Here is an 18,238-nt window from a genome sequence, read left to right on the forward strand (position 1 = left end):
GGATGGAATATGAAACCAACAAATGTGAATTTAAATGAGAATAAATCAGCAGTTGTAATATTGGATCAAACGAAAATACCAAATGAAGAAATATATATAGAATTGAAAACAGCTAAAGAAATGTATGATGCTATATTTGAATTAAAGGTACGAGGAGCACCAGCTATAGGTATTTGTGCCGCCTATTCAATATATATTTTAGCTAAAAACATAAAAACAGACGATTATAATGAGTTTTTAAGAGTTTTTAAAGAGAGTAAAGAATATTTAAACTCATCAAGACCTACAGCTGTTAATCTTTCCTGGGCCTTGGAAAGAATGGAAAAAGTTGTAATTAATAATAGTAACAAACCTATTGATGAAATTGTAAATCTACTTGAAAAAGAGGCAGTTGAAATCCAAGAAGAAGATATAGAAATGTGTAGGCAAATATCGGAATTAGGCTTGTCATTACTAGAAAAAGAAGATGGAATTTTAACACATTGTAATGCAGGACCAATGGCTACATCATTATATGGAACTGCACTAGGACCAATTCTACTCGGTCAGGAAAAAGGTTATAACTTTAGGGTTTTTGCTGATGAAACCAGACCTCTTTTACAAGGAGCAAGACTAACTTCCTATGAACTGGATAAGGCAGATGTTGATGTAACATTAATTTGCGATAATATGGCAAGTATTGTTATGAAAAATGGTTGGGTAAATGCTTGTTTAGTAGGGTGTGACAGAATAGCTGCTAATGGTGATGTAGCAAACAAAATAGGAACAAGTGGAGTTGCTATTTTAGCTAAATATTATGGAATACCATTTTATGTCCTTGGTCCAACTTCAACTTTAGACATGACCTGTAAAACAGGTAATGATATTAGAATAGAATTAAGAGATGGTAATGAAATAAAGGAAAAATTCTATGAAAAACCTATGGCACCAAAAGAGGTTAATACATATAATCCTGCTTTTGATGTAACAGACCATAGTTTAATTACAGCTATAATTACTGAAAAAGGTATATGTAGACCACCTTTTAAAGAGAGTCTGCTTAAAATAACAAAAAAATAGGAGGAAATAATGAAGAAAAAAAATGTAATTTTAGTTGCCATGTTACTTGTAGCTTCCATGTTACTTGTAGCTTGTGGCGGTGGAAAAGATAATTCAAAAAATGGTACTGATGGAGTAGTTGATAAAGGTGATGCATTAAATATAGCTATAGTTTCCAGTCCATCTGGTGTGGATGATGGTTCCTTTAACCAAGATAACTACGAAGGAATTTTAGCATTTATTGAAAATCATCCTGACGCAAAAGTGACTCCAGTTCAAGAAACTACGGGAGATGTAGCAGCATCGGTAAAGCAAGTAGCGGATATAGTAGCAGATTATGATGTTATTGTAGCCTGTGGTTTTCAGTTTGCGGGTATTGGTCCAATAGCAGAGGAAAATCCAGACACTAAATTTATTCTTGTAGATTCATATCCAAATGATGGAGCACCAAAGGATGCTAAGGAAATGACTTTAGATAATGTTTATGCAATGCAATTTGCTGAACAAGAAAGTGGTTTCTATGCTGGAGTAGCAGCAGCTTTAGAAACAAAATCAGGGAAAGTAGCAGTTGTAAACGGTATAGCATACCCTTCAAATGTTAACTACCAATTTGGATTTGAAGCAGGAGTTAATTATGCAGTAAAACATTTAAATGCTAAAGCTGAGATTGTAGAATTACCTTCCTATGCTGGAGAAGATGTTATGAAAAACAATGTTGGAGGTAATTATATAGGAACTTTCAATGACGAAGCTACAGGGAAAGTAGTAGGTAATGCATTAATTGACCAAGGAGTAGACATTATGTTTGTAGCAGCAGGAAATTCTGGAAATGGAGTATTTACTGCAGCTAAAGAAGCTGATGACATAAAAGTAATTGGCTGTGATGTTGATCAATTTGATGATGGTAAAAGTGGTGATAAAAATATAGTTATTACGTCAGGACTAAAAATAATGGGAATGAATGTTGAAAAACAATTAGAAAATATAGCAGCTGGCAAATTTAAAGGTGAAAATGCATTATTAAAAGCTGATACAGATTCAACAGGCTATGTTAAAGAAGAAGGTAGACACCAATTATCTGAAACTACATTAGCTGAATTAGAAAAAGTATATACTGCAGTTAAAGAAGGTAAAATAGTACCACCTTCAAACTTTAGTGAAACTACACCTGAAAATTTTGAAGGACTTGAGTAAAATTAAGACTGCTTTTAGCAGTCTTAATTTTACTCTTCAGGAGGGATTATGTCAGAATATATTGTTGAAATGAAAAATATAACAAAAAAATTTCCAGGAATTGTTGCAAATGACAATGTTACTATTCAAGTTAAAAAAGGTGAAATTTATGCAATACTTGGAGAAAATGGTGCTGGGAAATCCACTTTAATGAGTATGCTCTTTGGTATGTATGAGCCAGATAGTGGAGAAATTTACATAAATGGGAAAAAGGAAGAAATAAAATCTCCTAATCATGCAACGGATTTAAATATAGGAATGGTACATCAGCATTTTAAATTAGTTTCAAACTATACAGTGGCGGAAAATATTGTTATGGGTATTGAGCCTAAAAAAAGAGTCTTAGGTTTTTTACCTTATGTAGATATGAAAACTGCCAATGAAAAAGTTAGAAAAATTTCTACAGAATATGGCTTAGAGGTAGATCCTAAGAAAAAAATAGAGGATTTAAATGTTTCTATTCAACAAAGGGTAGAAATACTAAAAATGCTTTATAGGGAGTCGGAAATACTGATTTTTGATGAACCAACGGCAGTACTAACGCCACAGGAAATAGAATATCTGTTAAAAATAATAGTAAATCTTAAAAATAGTGGAAAGACTATACTTTTAATCACCCATAAATTAGAGGAAATAAAAAAGGTTGCAGATAGATGTGCTATTTTAAGACGTGGGAAATTAGTAGATGTAGTAAATACAAATGAAGTTACTACAAAGGATATGTCAAATTTAATGGTTGGAAGGGATATAGAGACTACTTTAGAAAAGAAAGAGGCTAGTTTTAAAGATACAGTACTAGAAGTTGAAAATTTAAATGTAAAAAATAGTGAAAAAATTAAAGTTGTAAAAGATGTTTCCTTTAATGTTCATGGTGGAGAAATAATGGCAATAGCAGGAGTTTCAGGTAATGGACAAATAGAACTTGCAGATGCTATAGCAGGCATGTTAGAAGTTGAGTCGGGTACAATAAAACTTAATGGGAAGGATATTACAAATTTATCTATAAGAGAGAGAAATGTAGAAGGAATAGCTTATATACCGGAAGATAGACAAAATGTTGGTTTAATTATGAATTTTAATTTAAATTATAACCTATCTTCTAAAAATTACTATAAAAAAGAATTTTCTAAAAATGGAGTATTAAATTATCAAAAGTTTAAAGAATATGGAAAAAAACTAATAGAAAAATATGATATTAGAAGTAGTCAAGGTGGAAATACAATAGTACGTTCAATGAGTGGTGGAAACCAACAAAAGGTAATTATTGGTAGAGAAATTGAACAGGATACTCCATTATTAATTTTCGTTCAACCAACAAGAGGGTTAGACGTTGGTGCAGTTTCCAACATTCATAAATATATTATAGAAGAAAGAGATAGGGGAAAAGCTATTTTATTAATTTCTTTAGAATTAGAAGAGGTTATGAACTTAGCAGATACTATTGGAGTTATATATAATGGTGAGCTACTTAAGGTAGAAGATGCTAGTAAAATGACCAGTACAGAAGTAGGAGCGTATATGATGGGAGTGAAGAAAAGTTGAAGGCATTAAGAAGGTTCTTTTTAAAAATTTTTGGAGATGAAAAAAGACAAGCTATTACTATTCCCATATTTTCTATTTTCCTAAGCTTAATTGCTGGTTCTATTATACTTACAATTTTAGGAAAAAATCCTTTTTCGGCCCTATATAATTTATTACAGGGTTCCGGATTGGCACCAAAGCTAAGATATGCTGGAAGCAAAGGGATGATAACGGATTTTATGAGTTTCTTAAATTCTCTAACACCAATGATATTTGGAGCTTTAGCAGTGGCTGTAGCTTTAAAAGGTGGCCTATTTAATATAGGAGTTTCTGGACAAATGCTTACAGCAGGTTTTGTCGCAACGATAATTGTTGGTTATTCAGGACTTAATGCTTATATAGCCAAACCTTTGGTAATCTTAATAGGAATTGTTGTGGGAGGTCTTGTAGGAGGTTTAATCGGATTTTTGAAATATAAATTCAATATTAATGAAGTTGTTGCCTCTATTATGATTAACTATATAGTCCAATATATAACTAGCTTTTTTATTTATACAAGATATATAGATCCAGTTTCAAGGCAATCTATTGCTGTTTTAAGTGAATCGAGATTAACTTTAATGAATACTCAGATAGGGAATTATAAAATGGACATACCACTGGGAATAATACTAGCTATTATTGTTGTTTTTATAATAAAATTTTTAATTGATAAAACAAACTTAGGATTTGAAATTAAGGCAGTTGGCTCTAGTAGAAGTGGAGCTAAATATATAGGAATTCCAGTTGGCACAAGAATAGTAACTGTAATGGTGATTTCGGGAGCTTTAGCAGGACTTGCCGGTGTTACATATTATTTAGGCTACTTTGGTTCGATTCAGCCAAAAGTACTCCCAAGTCTTGGATTTGATGCTATAGCAGTAGCATTACTAGGAAATAGTAATCCGATAGGGATAATTTTTTCTTCATTTGTAATTAATATTATAAGCGAAGGAAGTGCCTATATGAGTTCGCAAGCGGGAATAGAACAGGAAATATCTTCTGTTATTACAGGTATTATACTATTATTTAGTGCTTGTGGAGCATATATAAAATATCGTTTATCAAAATCTAAAGATAAGGACGAAGAAGAAAAAAAGGAGGTAAAGAATAATGGATAAAATTATTATAGATGGTTTATCATTTGCTTTACCACTTTTTATTATGGCGATAGGTGGAATATATAGTGAGAGAAGTGGAATAACAAACTTAGCCTTAGAAGGATTACAAGGCTTTGGTGCTTTTGGTGGTGCCTTAGTTGCAGTATATATAACAAGAAATATGGGCATAAGTGATAATACAGCCTATTATATTGCAATACTTGTAGCCATATTAACAGGTATGATTTATTCCATGCTACATGCCTCATTATGTATAAAGTTCAAGGCAAACCAGGTAATTTCAGGAGTGGTAATAAATATTTTAGCAATGGCATTAACATCGTTTTTAACAAAACTAATAAATAAAACTGTCTTTAATACTCCATCAGATAAATTTGTATTAGCTGTTTCCGATAGAATTACAATACCTGTACTTTCAAAAATTCCTATACTTGGAGCAGTTTTTACTAAGATTTATCCCTTCGAAATAATTATTATTGCAGTTGCTATAATCTCCTGGTATATTTTATATAAAACAAGTTTTGGCTTACATTTAAGAGCAGCTGGAGAAAATCCAAATTCAGTTGATGCGGCTGGAATAAATGTAAATAGAACAAGATTTATAGCGGTTTTATTTTCAGGAGCCTTATCAGGATTAGCTGGAATAAGTTTTGCATATTCAATTTCTGCTAATTTCTCTGGAAATATTTATGTAGGTTATGGTTATTTATCAATAGCCGCTTTAATATTTGGAAACTGGAAAATAATTCCAACCTTAGGAGCCTGTTTACTATTTGGATTTGCTAAATCCACAGGTTATGAAATAATACAACTTCTTAAATTGCCAAGCTCTTATTCAGATTTAATAATGATATTACCTTATGTAGTAACATTGTTATTATTGGTTTTCTTCTCAAAACACAATAGGGCACCGGCAGCACTAGGTGAAATTTACGATAAAGGAAAAAGATAATGAATATACGTTTTTACAATGGAAAAATTCTTACAATGAAAGACAATATGGAAATATTAGAAGAAGAACTTTGGGTTGTAGGAAATAAAATTGAATATATAGGAGATAAAAAAGAAAGTAATATTAAATGGAACAGGGAAATAGACTTAAAGGGTAATTTAGTATTACCAGGCTTTAAAAATGCTCATACCCATTCAGCAATGACCTTTTTAAGGTCAAGAGCTGACGACTTGCCTTTACAAGAATGGTTAAACAACCAAGTATTTCCTAGAGAAGCACAGTTACTACCGGAGGATATTTATTGGCTGTCTAGACTAGCAATATTAGAATATTTATCCAGTGGGATAACAGCTAATTTCGACATGTATTTTCATCCAAGGGAAATAGCAAAAGCAAGTTATGACAGTGGTTTTAGAACAGTAATAGTTGGAGCCTTAAATGACTTTACTCAAAGTGTCGAAGAAATAGAGGAGTATTACTTAGAATTAAATAATAATGAAAAATATAATAATCTCATATCATATAAATTAGGATTTCATGCAGAATATACAACAAGTGAAAATCTTTTAAAAGGATTAGTAGAATTATCCCAAAAATATAAAGCACCAGTTTGGACTCATAATTCCGAAACCTTAAGGGAAGTAAATGATTGTATTACTAGAAAAGGAATGACTCCAACAGCTTATTTAAATTCATTAGGAATATATGATAATGGAGGAGGAGGTTACCATTGTGTATATTTAAATGAAGAAGATAAAAAAATATTTAAAGAAAAGAAATTAACAATTGTAACAAATCCTTCCTCAAATATAAAACTAGCTAGTGGAATAGCTAGAATTGATGAATTTTTAGATATGGAGATTCCAGTTGCAATTGGAACCGATGGGCCTGCTTCAAATAATGCCCTAGATATGTTTAGGGAAATGTTTTTGGTGTCGGGTTTAACAAAAGTTAAAGTCCAAGATGCTTCAGTTGTAGATGGAAATGATGTATTAAAAATGGCAACAAGTAATGGTGCCTTAGCAATGGGCTTAAATAATTGTGATATATTAGAAAAAGGGAAATATGCAGATTTAACAGTTATTGATTTAAATAGACCTAATATGCAGCCTATAAACAACATAAGTAAAAATATTGTTTATAGTGGTAGTAAGGAAAATATAAAACTTACAATGATAAATGGTAAAATCCTCTATGAAAATGGTGAATTTAATGTAGGTATAGAAGTAGAAAAAATTTATGAAAAGGCAAATGAAATTACAAAAAGAATAAAGTAATATAGTAACCCTTAAATCCTTGCGAGGATTTAGGGGTGAAAATTCATATAAGGAATTAATGGAAAATATAAAAAAATTAAGAAAAGTATTGTTAAAAATTGATTTCTAAGGTATAATATACATAGCAAGAGAGATACTTGCTAATGATTTTAAATCTGAACCAACTAAAATTGATTTGTTTTAAAGATTTTAGTTGAGGGAATGATAAAGAAGGACAGTTAATCTATTTTAAATAGCATAGTCCAATGTAAATGATTTAATTTAATTATTGAAAACTAAGAAATGACAATTGAATATAAGATAATTTGATTTAAAAATTAAAGAACAAAATTAAGAAAGTTTTAAACATTAGTAGTACCGAAAAAATATAAATAGAAGGGTATGATAGACTAGGTGATAGAACCAAAAATGAACTGTTGGTTCAGATTTGAAATCAAATAATAGGAGTAGGTTATTAAAGATTATAATAATACTACTCCTATTTTATTTGGCCTTTTTAGCAAATAGTGCTGATAAGGGAATGCTAGAAAAAATATAGGAATACATACAACAATAATTACTTTACCAATCTGTAAGATGAAAATTAAAGGAAAAGTTATTAGACTTCAGGGATTTTAGCTTCAGTTGTAAAATTTAGAAATATAGAATTAGGACAGATTTTATAAGAAGGAGATAATCTAAATGATGAAGAATGGAGTTAAGAATAGGGGTAGATAGAGATAGTGTTAGAGAAAAATATTTTTACTTTCTATAGGAATATATTTAGAATTATAAAATTTTAAATTATATAATAATAATTAAAATAATTTTCAAAAAAATGTTTAAAAAAATGTTTAGAAAAAAATAAGTGGGTATAAATATAATAAGATAAATATGTAGTTCTTATTTATCTTAGAGATTCTATCGGATCAACTAAATTTTATTTTAGTGTAGTTAGAAGAAACGGATGTAGTGTTTCTTTTTGGTACTAGATTTAAAATTTACAGCTGATAGTGAAATATGTTAAAAAGATTTTAAGTTTGTAAGGTCGAGAGTTTACTAAGGTGTATAATTATTGGATTAGTAGAATAGTAGATTGTAGTTTAAAATAGGTTAAGACTAATTTTATTTATAATTTAAAGTTAACCTAGAATAGTGAATATGATTATACTAGAGAAAATTAACTAATCTTAAAGTAAATTCTAATTTAACGACAAATATTTAATTATTGTAATTAGTGAAAGAAGTAGTATAGGTTTCTAGTTTTAAATATAGGAATAATTTTATTAATTACATGTAGCAACAAGATATTTAGTGTGAGTAGATTTAGCAAGTTGTTATAGCTTACTAAATAAAAAATATGAATATCAAGGGCTGATTAAATATTAAAGAAAGGAACTGATAAGTAGTGATGGAACCTAAAATAGAATGTTGGTCCGAATCAGAATCAAATAAATAGGGGTAAATTTCTTAATACATTATTAGAAATTTGCCCCTATTTTATTTTTTAAGAAAAATCATATTTATCTTAAAGCTAATAGTTGAATATTATAAATATTTTAATTATTAGTAATAAAATAAAAAGGAGTTGTATATTGTTATGAATTATAATTTAGGATCTTTATTTGAAATACTAAAAAATATAGTATTTTTTCTAGGAGTCATATTACAATTTGTTGCTGCTAGCTGGGTTCAAAAGGATATTAAAACTAAAGACCCAACAGAAAGAATAATGTGGTTTTTAGGAGTTTTTATGGCACCTTTTATGGCGGGACTTTTAGTCTACCTAGTAGTAAAAGCAAGAAGAAGTGAAAAACTTGATAGTAGTGAATTAGAAGTAGTTCCAAAGAAAACTGGAATTTCAAATATAATCGTTATATTTACCACTATAATGTTAATAGTAAGTCTTATTTATATAGCAACATTATCCTATAGTAATTATAAAATGTATGAGGAATTGGAAAGATATAATGTAGAGATGCAAATGTTCGAAGAAATGCAATAAAGGACCTTAAAAAGGTCCTTTTAGACTATTTACAATTAGAAATACTAAGCTTAGATTCATTGGTACCAGAAGATCATCTAGTTAGAAAACTAGATAAAGCTTTAAATTTATACTTTATCTATGACCTAGTAAAAGATCTCTACGCTACAACAGGAGCAGAAAGTATAGATACTGTCTTTTTAATAAAATTAAATATATGACAATATGTATTTGGGATTATATCTTTGAGATAAACAAAAAGAGAAACAGATGTTAACATTGCATATAGATGGAATTTAGGATTTGGTGATAAAAATACCATTATTCCATACAAAAGACCAATGACAAAAAAAGGGTATTTTAAAAAGTATGGATATGTATATGATGAGTTTTATGATTGTTACATATGCCCAAACAACAAAATATTAAAATATATTACTACTAACAGACATGGATATCGAGAGTATAAAAGCAATCCTAAAGATTGTAAAAACTGCAAATATATAGAAAAATACACGGAAAGTAAAAATTATCAAAAAGTTGTAATTCGACACATTTAGGAAGAATATATAGAAAAGTGTGAGGATATTAGACATTTAAGAGGATTTAAGAAAAAATATGGTAGGTGAAAAGAAACAATAGAAAGGGTATTTGCTGATGCCAAAGAATTACATGGTATGAGATATACGCTACATAGAGGTTTAGAAAGGGTTAAAAATGAGCTATACTTCTTGTTTGGTTACATGAATTTAAAAAAATTAGCAAATATTATATGGAATAGGGGGCTATGTGAAATCTTCTCTGTAAATTAGATTTTTCTACAATAAGATAATTTATTTTTAAGACTAAAAATCAGTTTTTTGATTTTTAGTCTTACTTATTTTATAATACCGATTTGATTACATGTCAAGGGCACCTGCGAATGCAGGTGTTAATTTTACTCTTGATTTGTAATTTAAATAGGTGTTAATTCATCCTATCCTGATACATAATCATCAATTCACCATAAACTTGCCCCCAGTTTCTAAGGGGCATAGACCATTTCTTAGTAATTTGTTCCGTAGATAAATACAGTGCTTTTAATAGCGAAGTATCATTTGGAAATACTGATCTTTGTTTATTTAATCTACGGTAACTACTATTTAAACTCTCTATTGCATTGGTACCCTCGCTACGCTGGGGCAGACCCTTGTATATATTACTTTTCTTGTACTTTCTTAAAACTTGAATATTGGACTTATTACATCCTAATTATCAATCCAACTTTTCATTGCATGTGGATATATTTCATCCCATTTTGTTGTTACTTTTGATAAGTTGTCATATGCCACTTTCTCATTAGGAGCTTGTATATGGTTTTTAAATCTGTTGCAAATTCTTTTCTATGTTTGTAAGATACGTATTTTAAGGTATTTCTCACCTGATGGACAATACAGCGTTGATATTCAGTTTTAGGATAGGCTGTAGCTACAGCCTCCTTCATTCCTGTTAGCCCATCTGCGCATAGCACTAGAATATCCTTTACTTCTCTGTTTTTTAGTTCGTTTAATATGCCAAGCCAATATTTACTACTTTCATTTTTTCCAATATATATTCCCAAAACTTCCTTTAGTCCATCTTGGTTTACCTCCAAAACTATGCAGGCTGCTTTTTTTACTATTATTCCATTATCCCCCTACAGAAGAATGTATTGCATCTATGAATATTATTGGATAAAGATCATGTAATACTCTATGTTGTCAGTCCTCAATTTGAGGTAGTAGTTTGTTTGTTATATTGGATACTAGTCCTTCACTAATTTCAAAACCATAGATTTCTTCTACTTGGTCAGAAATCTGTCTAGTTGATAATCCTCTAGCATACATAGATATTATTTCATGTGTCTACTATATGGGGAGCATATCAATTTTGGAATCTAAAATGCCTTTTGTCTTCAATCTGAAAGGAACTTAAAAAGGTCCTTTTTATAATATTCTTTAATGATACAATAATAATATAAAAATTGAGTTGGCTTTTAAATAATGGTATTGTGTATCGACCTCTTAATTGTTAGATTTGTGGTCTAAATTTTTGGGGATAATCTTAATTGTTATAGATTACAGTACTATTATTTTTTGTTTTTTGTGAGAAGTAAAGTAAATTAAGCTTGGTGTGTTAAATTAATTTAAAGAAATAAATTGATTATTATTTAATAGTTTAAGAAAATTAAAAACCTTTTAATGATTAAAAATTAACTTGCAATATTAATGTATCAATGGTAATATATTAGTTAAATAGATTAATCTATTAAAATAAAAAAAGAGGTGTAATTATGGAAACGTTACAAGGAATTTTATTGTTGTTAACTTTTGTTGGATTAGTAGTTTATTGTTTCAAAGGTGGAAACCTTTTATTTGGGTTCTTAACCATATCTGTATTATGGTGTATCATTGGAATGGTACCTATTAAAGAAGTGGTTGAAGATGTTTTTCAAAAATCTGTTGAAAATTATGGAGCAACTATAGCTGTAATAGTATTTGGTAGTTGGTTTGGTAAAGTAATTGTTGATACGGGAATAGCATCTTCAATTATAAAAAAGACTGTAGAATTAGCTGGAAATAAGGCTTTATTGACAACTATTCTTATAACCCTTGTATGTACTTTAATATTTACAAGCGCTTTTGGAGTAGGGTCTGTAATGGCAATAGGAATGATAGTTTTACCAATATTGTTTTCTATGGGATTAGAGAAAAGAATAGCTCTTGCTGTATATATGATGTCAGTTGCAGCTGGAATGTATTTAAATATAGCATATGTTAGTCAATTTGATGTATTCTTTGGAGCTAATTATGGACCTTCTTATGTAAAATTTGCAATAATAGCAACATTAGTGCATGTAGCAGTTATTTTGTGTTTTATACTTTTCCATTTTTTATTCAAAGGTAAAAAAAGGTTTGCATGGGCAGCGAAAGTTCCAAGTAGTCAAAATCAAGTTCCAGGATATGCTTTCATTGTTCCATTTATTCCAATATTATTAGTAGCTCTTTTAGGATGGGGTCCTATACCTTCATTTACAGTAGGAATTTTTGCGGGTATATTATTAACTGGAAATATGAAGTCATATAAACGATTAATTGATGTTATGCAAAAAACATTGCATGATGGAGTTTCAGATAGTGGATTATTAATAGGTATGCTATATGGAGTAAATATTTTTCAAGCAGCAGCTAATAAGATCGCTCCATTGCTAGGGGGATTAATAGGAAATATAATACCTTCATCACCATTTGTATTAGTAATTGCTTTTGCGATATTAGCTCCACTAGGATTATTTAGAGGACCATTAATGATATTTGGTTCAGGAGCTGCAGTTGTTGCAATTTTACAAGCAGTAGGAACTTTCCCAAATACATTTTTATTTGGACTATTTCTTATTCCACCAGTAGCGATTGTTGCAAATACATGTCCAACACAATCTTGGGGAATGTGGGGATTAAGTTATGCAAAAATTGAACCAAAAACATACATAAAAACAGGTATAGTATGGTCATGGATTATATGTGCAATTAATTTGTTCATAGCATATTTTATGATTTCAGGATTGTAATTATTTTTAGAAAGGTAATAAAATGAGAAAAATAAGAATAGGAATTGATGTAGGTGGTACGCATACAAAAGCAGTAGCAATAGATAATGATACCAATGAGATAGTAGGTAAAGGCTCAGTTATGACTACCCATCATGATAAAAATGGAGTCGCTCAAGGAGTTGTAGATGCTTTTACAAAATGCTTAAATGATAACAATATAAGTCCGGAAGAAGTAATTTTTATTGCGCATAGTACAACACAAGCTACTAATGCACTATTAGAAGGTGACGTTGCTAATGTTGGAGTAATTGGTCTTGCTAAAGGTGGCCTTGAAGGATTTATGGCTAAAAGACAACTAGATATTGGAAATATTGAATTAGGTACTGGTAAAACAATAAAAGTGAACTCTGAATTTGTAAAAATAAAGGATTTTAATCGAAATAAAGCTAGTGAGATCATACAAAATTTTAAGGAAAAAGGTTCACAAGTTATTGTTGCTAGTAAAGCATTTGGTGTTGATGACTTAACAGAAGAAAAAATCATAGTAGAAGAAGCTATAAAACATAATATGCCGGTTACTGCTGCATCAGATATTTCAAAACTTTATGGATTAAAAATTAGAACCACGACTGCAGCATTAAATGCAAGCATTCTTCCTAAAATGTTAGAAACAGCTAATAGTACAGAAAAAAGTGTAAAAACTTCAGGGGTTAAGGTACCATTAATGATAATGCGTGGCGACGGTGGGGTAATGGAAATAGATGAAATGAGAAAAAAACCCATATTAACGATGTTATCAGGACCAGCAGCAAGTGTAATTGGTGCATTAATGTATTTAAGAGCTTCAAATGGTATTTATTTTGAAGTCGGAGGAACATCAACAAACGTAGGTATCATAAAAGATAGTAGGCCAGCAGTGGATTATTCTATAATTGGAGGACATAGAACTTATGTCAATTCCTTAGATGTAAGGGTACTGGGGGTTGCTGGAGGAAGTATGGTCAGAGCTAGCAATAATGAAATTGTAGATGTGGGACCAAGATCAGCACATATAGCAAATATGGGATATTGTGCATTTACAGATCCTAAGTTATTTGATGGAGCTGAACTATATACATTTAGACCAACTGAAAACGATCCTGAAGATTATATTGCAGTAAGGCTCAATGATGGTTCTAGTATGGCAATTACAAATACCTGTGCTGCAAATGCGCTAAAAATGCTTGATGATGGTGATTACGCAAAAGGGAATTATGACTCTAGCTATAAAGCAATTGATTTACTAGCTAAAAGAATAGGAAAAACAGTAGAGGAAACAGCAAACGAAATTTTAACTAAATCTTGTGAAAAAATTATTCCAGTGATAGAAGATTTAATTCAAAAATATAAAGTTGAAAGAGAGCAAGTTGTTTTAGTTGGAGCAGGTGGAGGGGCTGGTACATTGCTTGCTTATACTGCTAAATTAATGAATTTCAAATATCAGATTCCTACAAATGCAGAGGTTATCTCATCGATAGGAGTAGCATTAGCTATGGTACGTGAGATGGTTCAGAGAACTATTCCTAATCCATCTGCTGAAGAAATTCTAGAATTGAAAAAAGAAGCCAAGGAACTGGCTATGAATAGTGGAGCAGTTGAAGAAAGTGTAGAAGTTTATATAGAGATAGATGATCAGGCACAGACTGTTTCAGCTATTGCAATGGGATCTACTGAAGTTAAAACAACAGATTTGTCTAAAAATTGCAATGAAGAAGAAGCAAAAGAAATCGCAGCTGAATCTATGGGAATTAATGCGAAAGATTTAGTTACTAAGGCAAATAATGGACAAATATATGTGTTTTCAGCTATGAAAAACAAAAAAATGGCTATACGAATAGTTGATAGGAAGGGGTTTATAAAGCTACAAAGAGCAAATGGTGATGTAGCTATAACTGATTTAGAGAATTTAGAAGATACAATTTCTATTCTATGGGGTGAAGCGGGTAACTACACTTCTGAAATTGTTTTAAATCCAGATATATATGTAATAGCAGGTTCAAAAGTAGTAGATTATTCTGGACTAACTGAATTAGAACAAGTTACAGGAATGGCTAGCTCTGAATTTAGTGACACTACTGATGAAATTATAGTTGTAGCAGCTAAAAATGAACTTTAGTAAAGAAAACATAAAGGATTATTTGAAAAGGGATTCTATACAAATATACAGAGAAATATTAATAAATGAAAATTATTTTAAAAAAAATGCTAACAAAATAGATGTCTACATTATTAAGTCTACAAGTGTTTCAAAAATTAGATATAAAGATTTAATAGACAAGTATGGAAAATTAGACGTGAATGAATATTTTAAAATATTTAATATAGAACTAAATGAGGTTTATGAAGAAAATCCCTTTTCTTTTCCTTATTTTGCAATATATGATGTTACTAGTAACAAAATAGACATTAATATAAATTTAATAAAACAAATAAAAAAAATTATAAAGAGCAATGAAATTGAAAATATAATTAGTTATAAAGAATTTTATAATCTAGTATTATTACATGAATTATTTCATTATTTAGATGAAAGAGATAAAAAATTTGACAATAATAACTTCTCGGTACAAATCGAAATATTTAAGCATATAAAAATAAATAAAACTTTAAATATACTGAAAGAAATTGCTGCTATAGAGTTTTCTAAAATATTTTTAGATATAGAATATAATCCTGTTATATTTGAGTGTTTGATAAGTTAAAAATGACTTAAATTAAGAAAAGTGATTGATTAATTATAAATATAAAGTATTAAATGAAAATATAGGTTATTCTATTAATAGAAACTGTATGAGAGTATTTGGAATATTGTTTTTTATTATTTAGTAGAAATTTATATTTTATATAATATAATAAATCATTTATGTTGAACTGGAGGACTTATGAAAAAAAAGAATATGATAAGCGATAAAGTTTATTTAGAATTACACTCAAAAATAATGAATTTAAATATTAAGCCAGGAAAGATAATTAGTATTAAAGATATTTGTAATTCAATGAACATAAGTAGATCACCTGTTAGAGATGCTATTATTAGATTAGAAGAGGAAGGTTTGGTAGAAAGTATTCCTCAGGTAGGAATTAGAATAACTCAAATTAATTTTAAAAAGATGGAAGATGAAAGATATTTGAGACATTGTATTGAATACAAAATGGCTATTGACTATGGAAGTAAAAATTACTCACTAATTGAGTTGTTAAAATTTGAAAATAATATAAAATTACAGGAATTAGCAATAAAAGAAAAAAATTATATTGCTTTTTTGGAATATGATGATGCTTTTCATGAGGTTTTATTTGAAATAACAGGACGAGGATTTATATGGGAAATTATATTGGAGAACCAGGCTCATTATAGAAGAATGAGATTGTTAGCATTAATTTCTTTGGGAGATAATCATTTAAAGGATTTAGTAGAACAACATAAAAAAATGGTTGAATATATTAAAAGTAAAGATACGGATTCATTAATAAAACTTTTAGATTTACATATTTCTGAACTTGTAGAAGAAAAATTTTGGTTAAGAGATAACTATCCGGAATTAATATATTCTGATGAGGAGTATGAAAAAAAAGATAATTCATTGCTAAAAGAAAATTTTTATATAGATTTAATTAAAAAGAAAAAGGAATAAATTATGAAATTAAATTTAGAGTTACTTGAAAAAAAACAAGAGTTGGAAAAAATTAATATAAAAATACCTAATTATGATGTAAAAAAATTACAAGAAAACACCGAAGAAAATTGTAAATGGTTACATTTTGGTGCAGGAAATATTTTTAGAGCATATTTAGGAAAAATACAGCAGGATTTAATAGAAAAAGGATTGGAAAATACCGGCATAATTGCTGTAGATACACTAAATAGCGAAACTATAGAAAGAGTATATAAACCTTATAATAATTTAACAATATCTGTTGTGTTATCGAAAGATGGTATTTTTTCTAAAGAAATAATAGGAAGCATTACAAAAGCAATAGATTATAGTAATAATTTAGAGTACGATATTTTAAAAAAAATATTTAAAAATGAATTGTTACAAATAGTTACTTTTACGGTAACAGAAAAGGGATATAATTTATATGGAACATCTGGAGAGTTTTTGCCAATAGTAAAAAAAGATATTAATAATGATCCTGTGGAATCGAAACATTTAATATCTAAGATTACTAGATTATTATATGAGAGATATAAATCAAATAAATTACCTTTGACTCTAATAAGTATGGATAATTGTTCTAATAATGGGGATCTGCTAAAGAATTCTATAATAACTATTGCAAAAAAATGGATAGAGAATAATTTTTTAGAAGAAGAATTTATTGATTATATAAAAAATGATAAATTGATTAGTTTTCCTATAACTATGATTGATAAAATAACTCCTAGACCATCTGAAATTATAGCTACTGAATTAATGAATGATGGATTTGAAGATATTAGGCCTATTATAACAACTGATGGTACACATATTGCACCATTTGTAAATTCTGAAAAAGCAGGATATCTAGTAATTGAGGATGCTTTTACTAATGGTAGACCTTCTTTTGAAGAGGTAGGTATATATGTAACTACTAGAGAAAATGTTGATAAAAGTGAAAAAATGAAGGTAACTGCTTGCTTGAATCCTTTGCATACAACCTTGGCTGTATATGGTTGTCTTTTAGGATATAGTTTGATTGCAGATGAAATGAATGATAGAGAATTAGTTAAACTTATAAAAAAAATAGGATATGAGGAATCATTACCAGTGGTTAATGCTCCTTCTATATTAGAACCTAAGGAGTTTATAAATGAGGTGCTGGAGGAAAGACTCCCTAATAGATTTTTGCCTGACTCCCCTCAAAGAATTGCAACAGATACATCACAAAAAGTGGGAATTAGATTTGGAGAAACAATTAAGTCATATTTAGAAAATGAAGATTTAAATGTTACCGATTTACAATTTATACCACTAGCTATTGCAGGTTGGTTAAGATACTTGTTATCAGTAGATGATAAAGGAGAAACATTTGAATTAAGTCCTGATCCATTATTGGATGAGTTAACTAAATATTTGGTAGGTATAAGCCTAGAAGAGTTTAAACCTGATTATAGTGAATTAAATAAACTTTTAAGTAATGAAAAAATATTTGGAGTTGATTTGGTAGAAATAGGATTGTCAGATAAAGTTATTAATTATTTAAAAGAACTATCATCAAGTATAGGAGCTGTTAGAAGAACATTAGAAAAATATTTATTATAGAGGTGTATTATGAAGATGACATTTAGATGGTTTGGTAAAAATACTGACTCCATACCACTAAAATATATTAAACAAATTCCTAATTGTACAGGTATTATGGGTATGTTAGACGATATTCCAGCTGGTGAAATATGGTCGGAAGAAAGAATTAAGGAATATGTAGATTATGTTAATAAACATGGTTTAGAAGTAGAGGTAATAGAAAGTGTTAATGTTCATGAAGATATTAAGCTAGGATTAC

13 protein-coding genes and 2 pseudogenes are annotated in these 18,238 nt (G+C 29.2%); 14 read left to right on the plus strand and 1 reads right to left on the minus strand.

The window, feature by feature from the left end:
• Nucleotides 1–9 precede the first annotated feature (9 nt).
• From mtnA to WAO56_RS00120, 8 genes and pseudogenes are all read left to right on the plus strand, one after another.
• Nucleotides 10–1,059, plus strand: a complete 1,050-nt coding sequence (gene mtnA / locus WAO56_RS00085) for an S-methyl-5-thioribose-1-phosphate isomerase (RefSeq protein WP_422142818.1) — start codon at nucleotides 10–12, stop codon at nucleotides 1,057–1,059.
• Between the two features lie 9 nt (nucleotides 1,060–1,068).
• Nucleotides 1,069–2,232 (plus strand): BMP family lipoprotein, encoded by a 1,164-nt coding sequence (locus WAO56_RS00090; RefSeq protein ID WP_422142819.1) that lies wholly within the window; start codon nucleotides 1,069–1,071, stop codon nucleotides 2,230–2,232.
• Nucleotides 2,233–2,280: 48 nt separating this feature from the next.
• Nucleotides 2,281–3,813, plus strand: a complete 1,533-nt coding sequence (locus WAO56_RS00095) for an ABC transporter ATP-binding protein (RefSeq protein ID WP_422142820.1) — start codon at nucleotides 2,281–2,283, stop codon at nucleotides 3,811–3,813.
• Nucleotides 3,810–4,952: an ABC transporter permease gene (locus WAO56_RS00100; protein ID WP_422142821.1), complete on the plus strand. Its 1,143-nt coding sequence runs from the start codon at nucleotides 3,810–3,812 to the stop codon at nucleotides 4,950–4,952. The genes WAO56_RS00095 and WAO56_RS00100 overlap by 4 nt, the downstream gene beginning before the upstream one ends.
• Nucleotides 4,945–5,904 carry an ABC transporter permease gene (locus WAO56_RS00105; protein ID WP_422142822.1) on the plus strand — a complete coding sequence of 320 codons (960 nt, stop codon included), beginning with the start codon at nucleotides 4,945–4,947 and terminating at the stop codon, nucleotides 5,902–5,904. The genes WAO56_RS00100 and WAO56_RS00105 overlap by 8 nt, the downstream gene beginning before the upstream one ends.
• Nucleotides 5,904–7,181 carry an amidohydrolase gene (locus WAO56_RS00110; RefSeq protein ID WP_422142823.1) on the plus strand — a complete coding sequence of 426 codons (1,278 nt, stop codon included), beginning with the start codon at nucleotides 5,904–5,906 and terminating at the stop codon, nucleotides 7,179–7,181. The genes WAO56_RS00105 and WAO56_RS00110 overlap by 1 nt, the downstream gene beginning before the upstream one ends.
• A gap of 1,579 nt (nucleotides 7,182–8,760) precedes the next feature.
• Entirely contained in the window at nucleotides 8,761–9,165 is a 405-nt protein-coding gene (locus WAO56_RS00115) for a hypothetical protein (RefSeq protein WP_422142824.1), read from the plus strand.
• Nucleotides 9,162–9,956 (plus strand): annotated as a pseudogene (locus WAO56_RS00120) (transposase). The gene WAO56_RS00115 and the pseudogene WAO56_RS00120 overlap by 4 nt, the downstream one beginning before the upstream one ends.
• Before the next feature lie 154 nt (nucleotides 9,957–10,110).
• Here the strand turns inward: WAO56_RS00120 and WAO56_RS00125 are convergent.
• A pseudogene (locus WAO56_RS00125) lies at nucleotides 10,111–11,024 on the minus strand (IS256 family transposase); the annotation flags it as partial.
• A 431-nt stretch (nucleotides 11,025–11,455) separates the two neighbouring features.
• On the opposite strand from WAO56_RS00125, the gene WAO56_RS00130 reads away from it, so the two are divergent.
• The 6 genes from WAO56_RS00130 to WAO56_RS00155 form a co-directional block, all read left to right on the plus strand.
• Nucleotides 11,456–12,730, plus strand: a complete 1,275-nt coding sequence (locus tag WAO56_RS00130; protein ID WP_422142825.1) for a citrate transporter — start codon at nucleotides 11,456–11,458, stop codon at nucleotides 12,728–12,730.
• Between the two features lie 22 nt (nucleotides 12,731–12,752).
• Nucleotides 12,753–14,867 carry a hydantoinase/oxoprolinase family protein gene (locus WAO56_RS00135; RefSeq protein WP_422142826.1) on the plus strand — a complete coding sequence of 705 codons (2,115 nt, stop codon included), beginning with the start codon at nucleotides 12,753–12,755 and terminating at the stop codon, nucleotides 14,865–14,867.
• Complete coding sequence (locus WAO56_RS00140; protein ID WP_422142827.1) at nucleotides 14,857–15,453, plus strand: hypothetical protein; 597 nt, start codon at nucleotides 14,857–14,859, stop codon at nucleotides 15,451–15,453. Before WAO56_RS00135 ends, WAO56_RS00140 begins: the two co-directional genes overlap by 11 nt.
• 180 nt (nucleotides 15,454–15,633) lie before the next feature.
• Nucleotides 15,634–16,386, plus strand: a complete 753-nt coding sequence (locus WAO56_RS00145; RefSeq protein WP_422142828.1) for a GntR family transcriptional regulator — start codon at nucleotides 15,634–15,636, stop codon at nucleotides 16,384–16,386.
• A gap of 3 nt (nucleotides 16,387–16,389) precedes the next feature.
• Nucleotides 16,390–17,997, plus strand: coding sequence for a mannitol dehydrogenase family protein (locus tag WAO56_RS00150; protein ID WP_422142829.1), 1,608 nt, complete (start codon nucleotides 16,390–16,392; stop codon nucleotides 17,995–17,997).
• A gap of 9 nt (nucleotides 17,998–18,006) precedes the next feature.
• On the plus strand, nucleotides 18,007–18,238 hold a 232-nt coding region (locus WAO56_RS00155), incomplete at its 3' end, for a mannonate dehydratase (protein WP_422142830.1).

The sequence above is a fragment of the Miniphocaeibacter sp. genome (assembly GCF_049276255.1).
Taxonomy (GTDB): domain Bacteria; phylum Bacillota; class Clostridia; order Tissierellales; family Peptoniphilaceae; genus Miniphocaeibacter.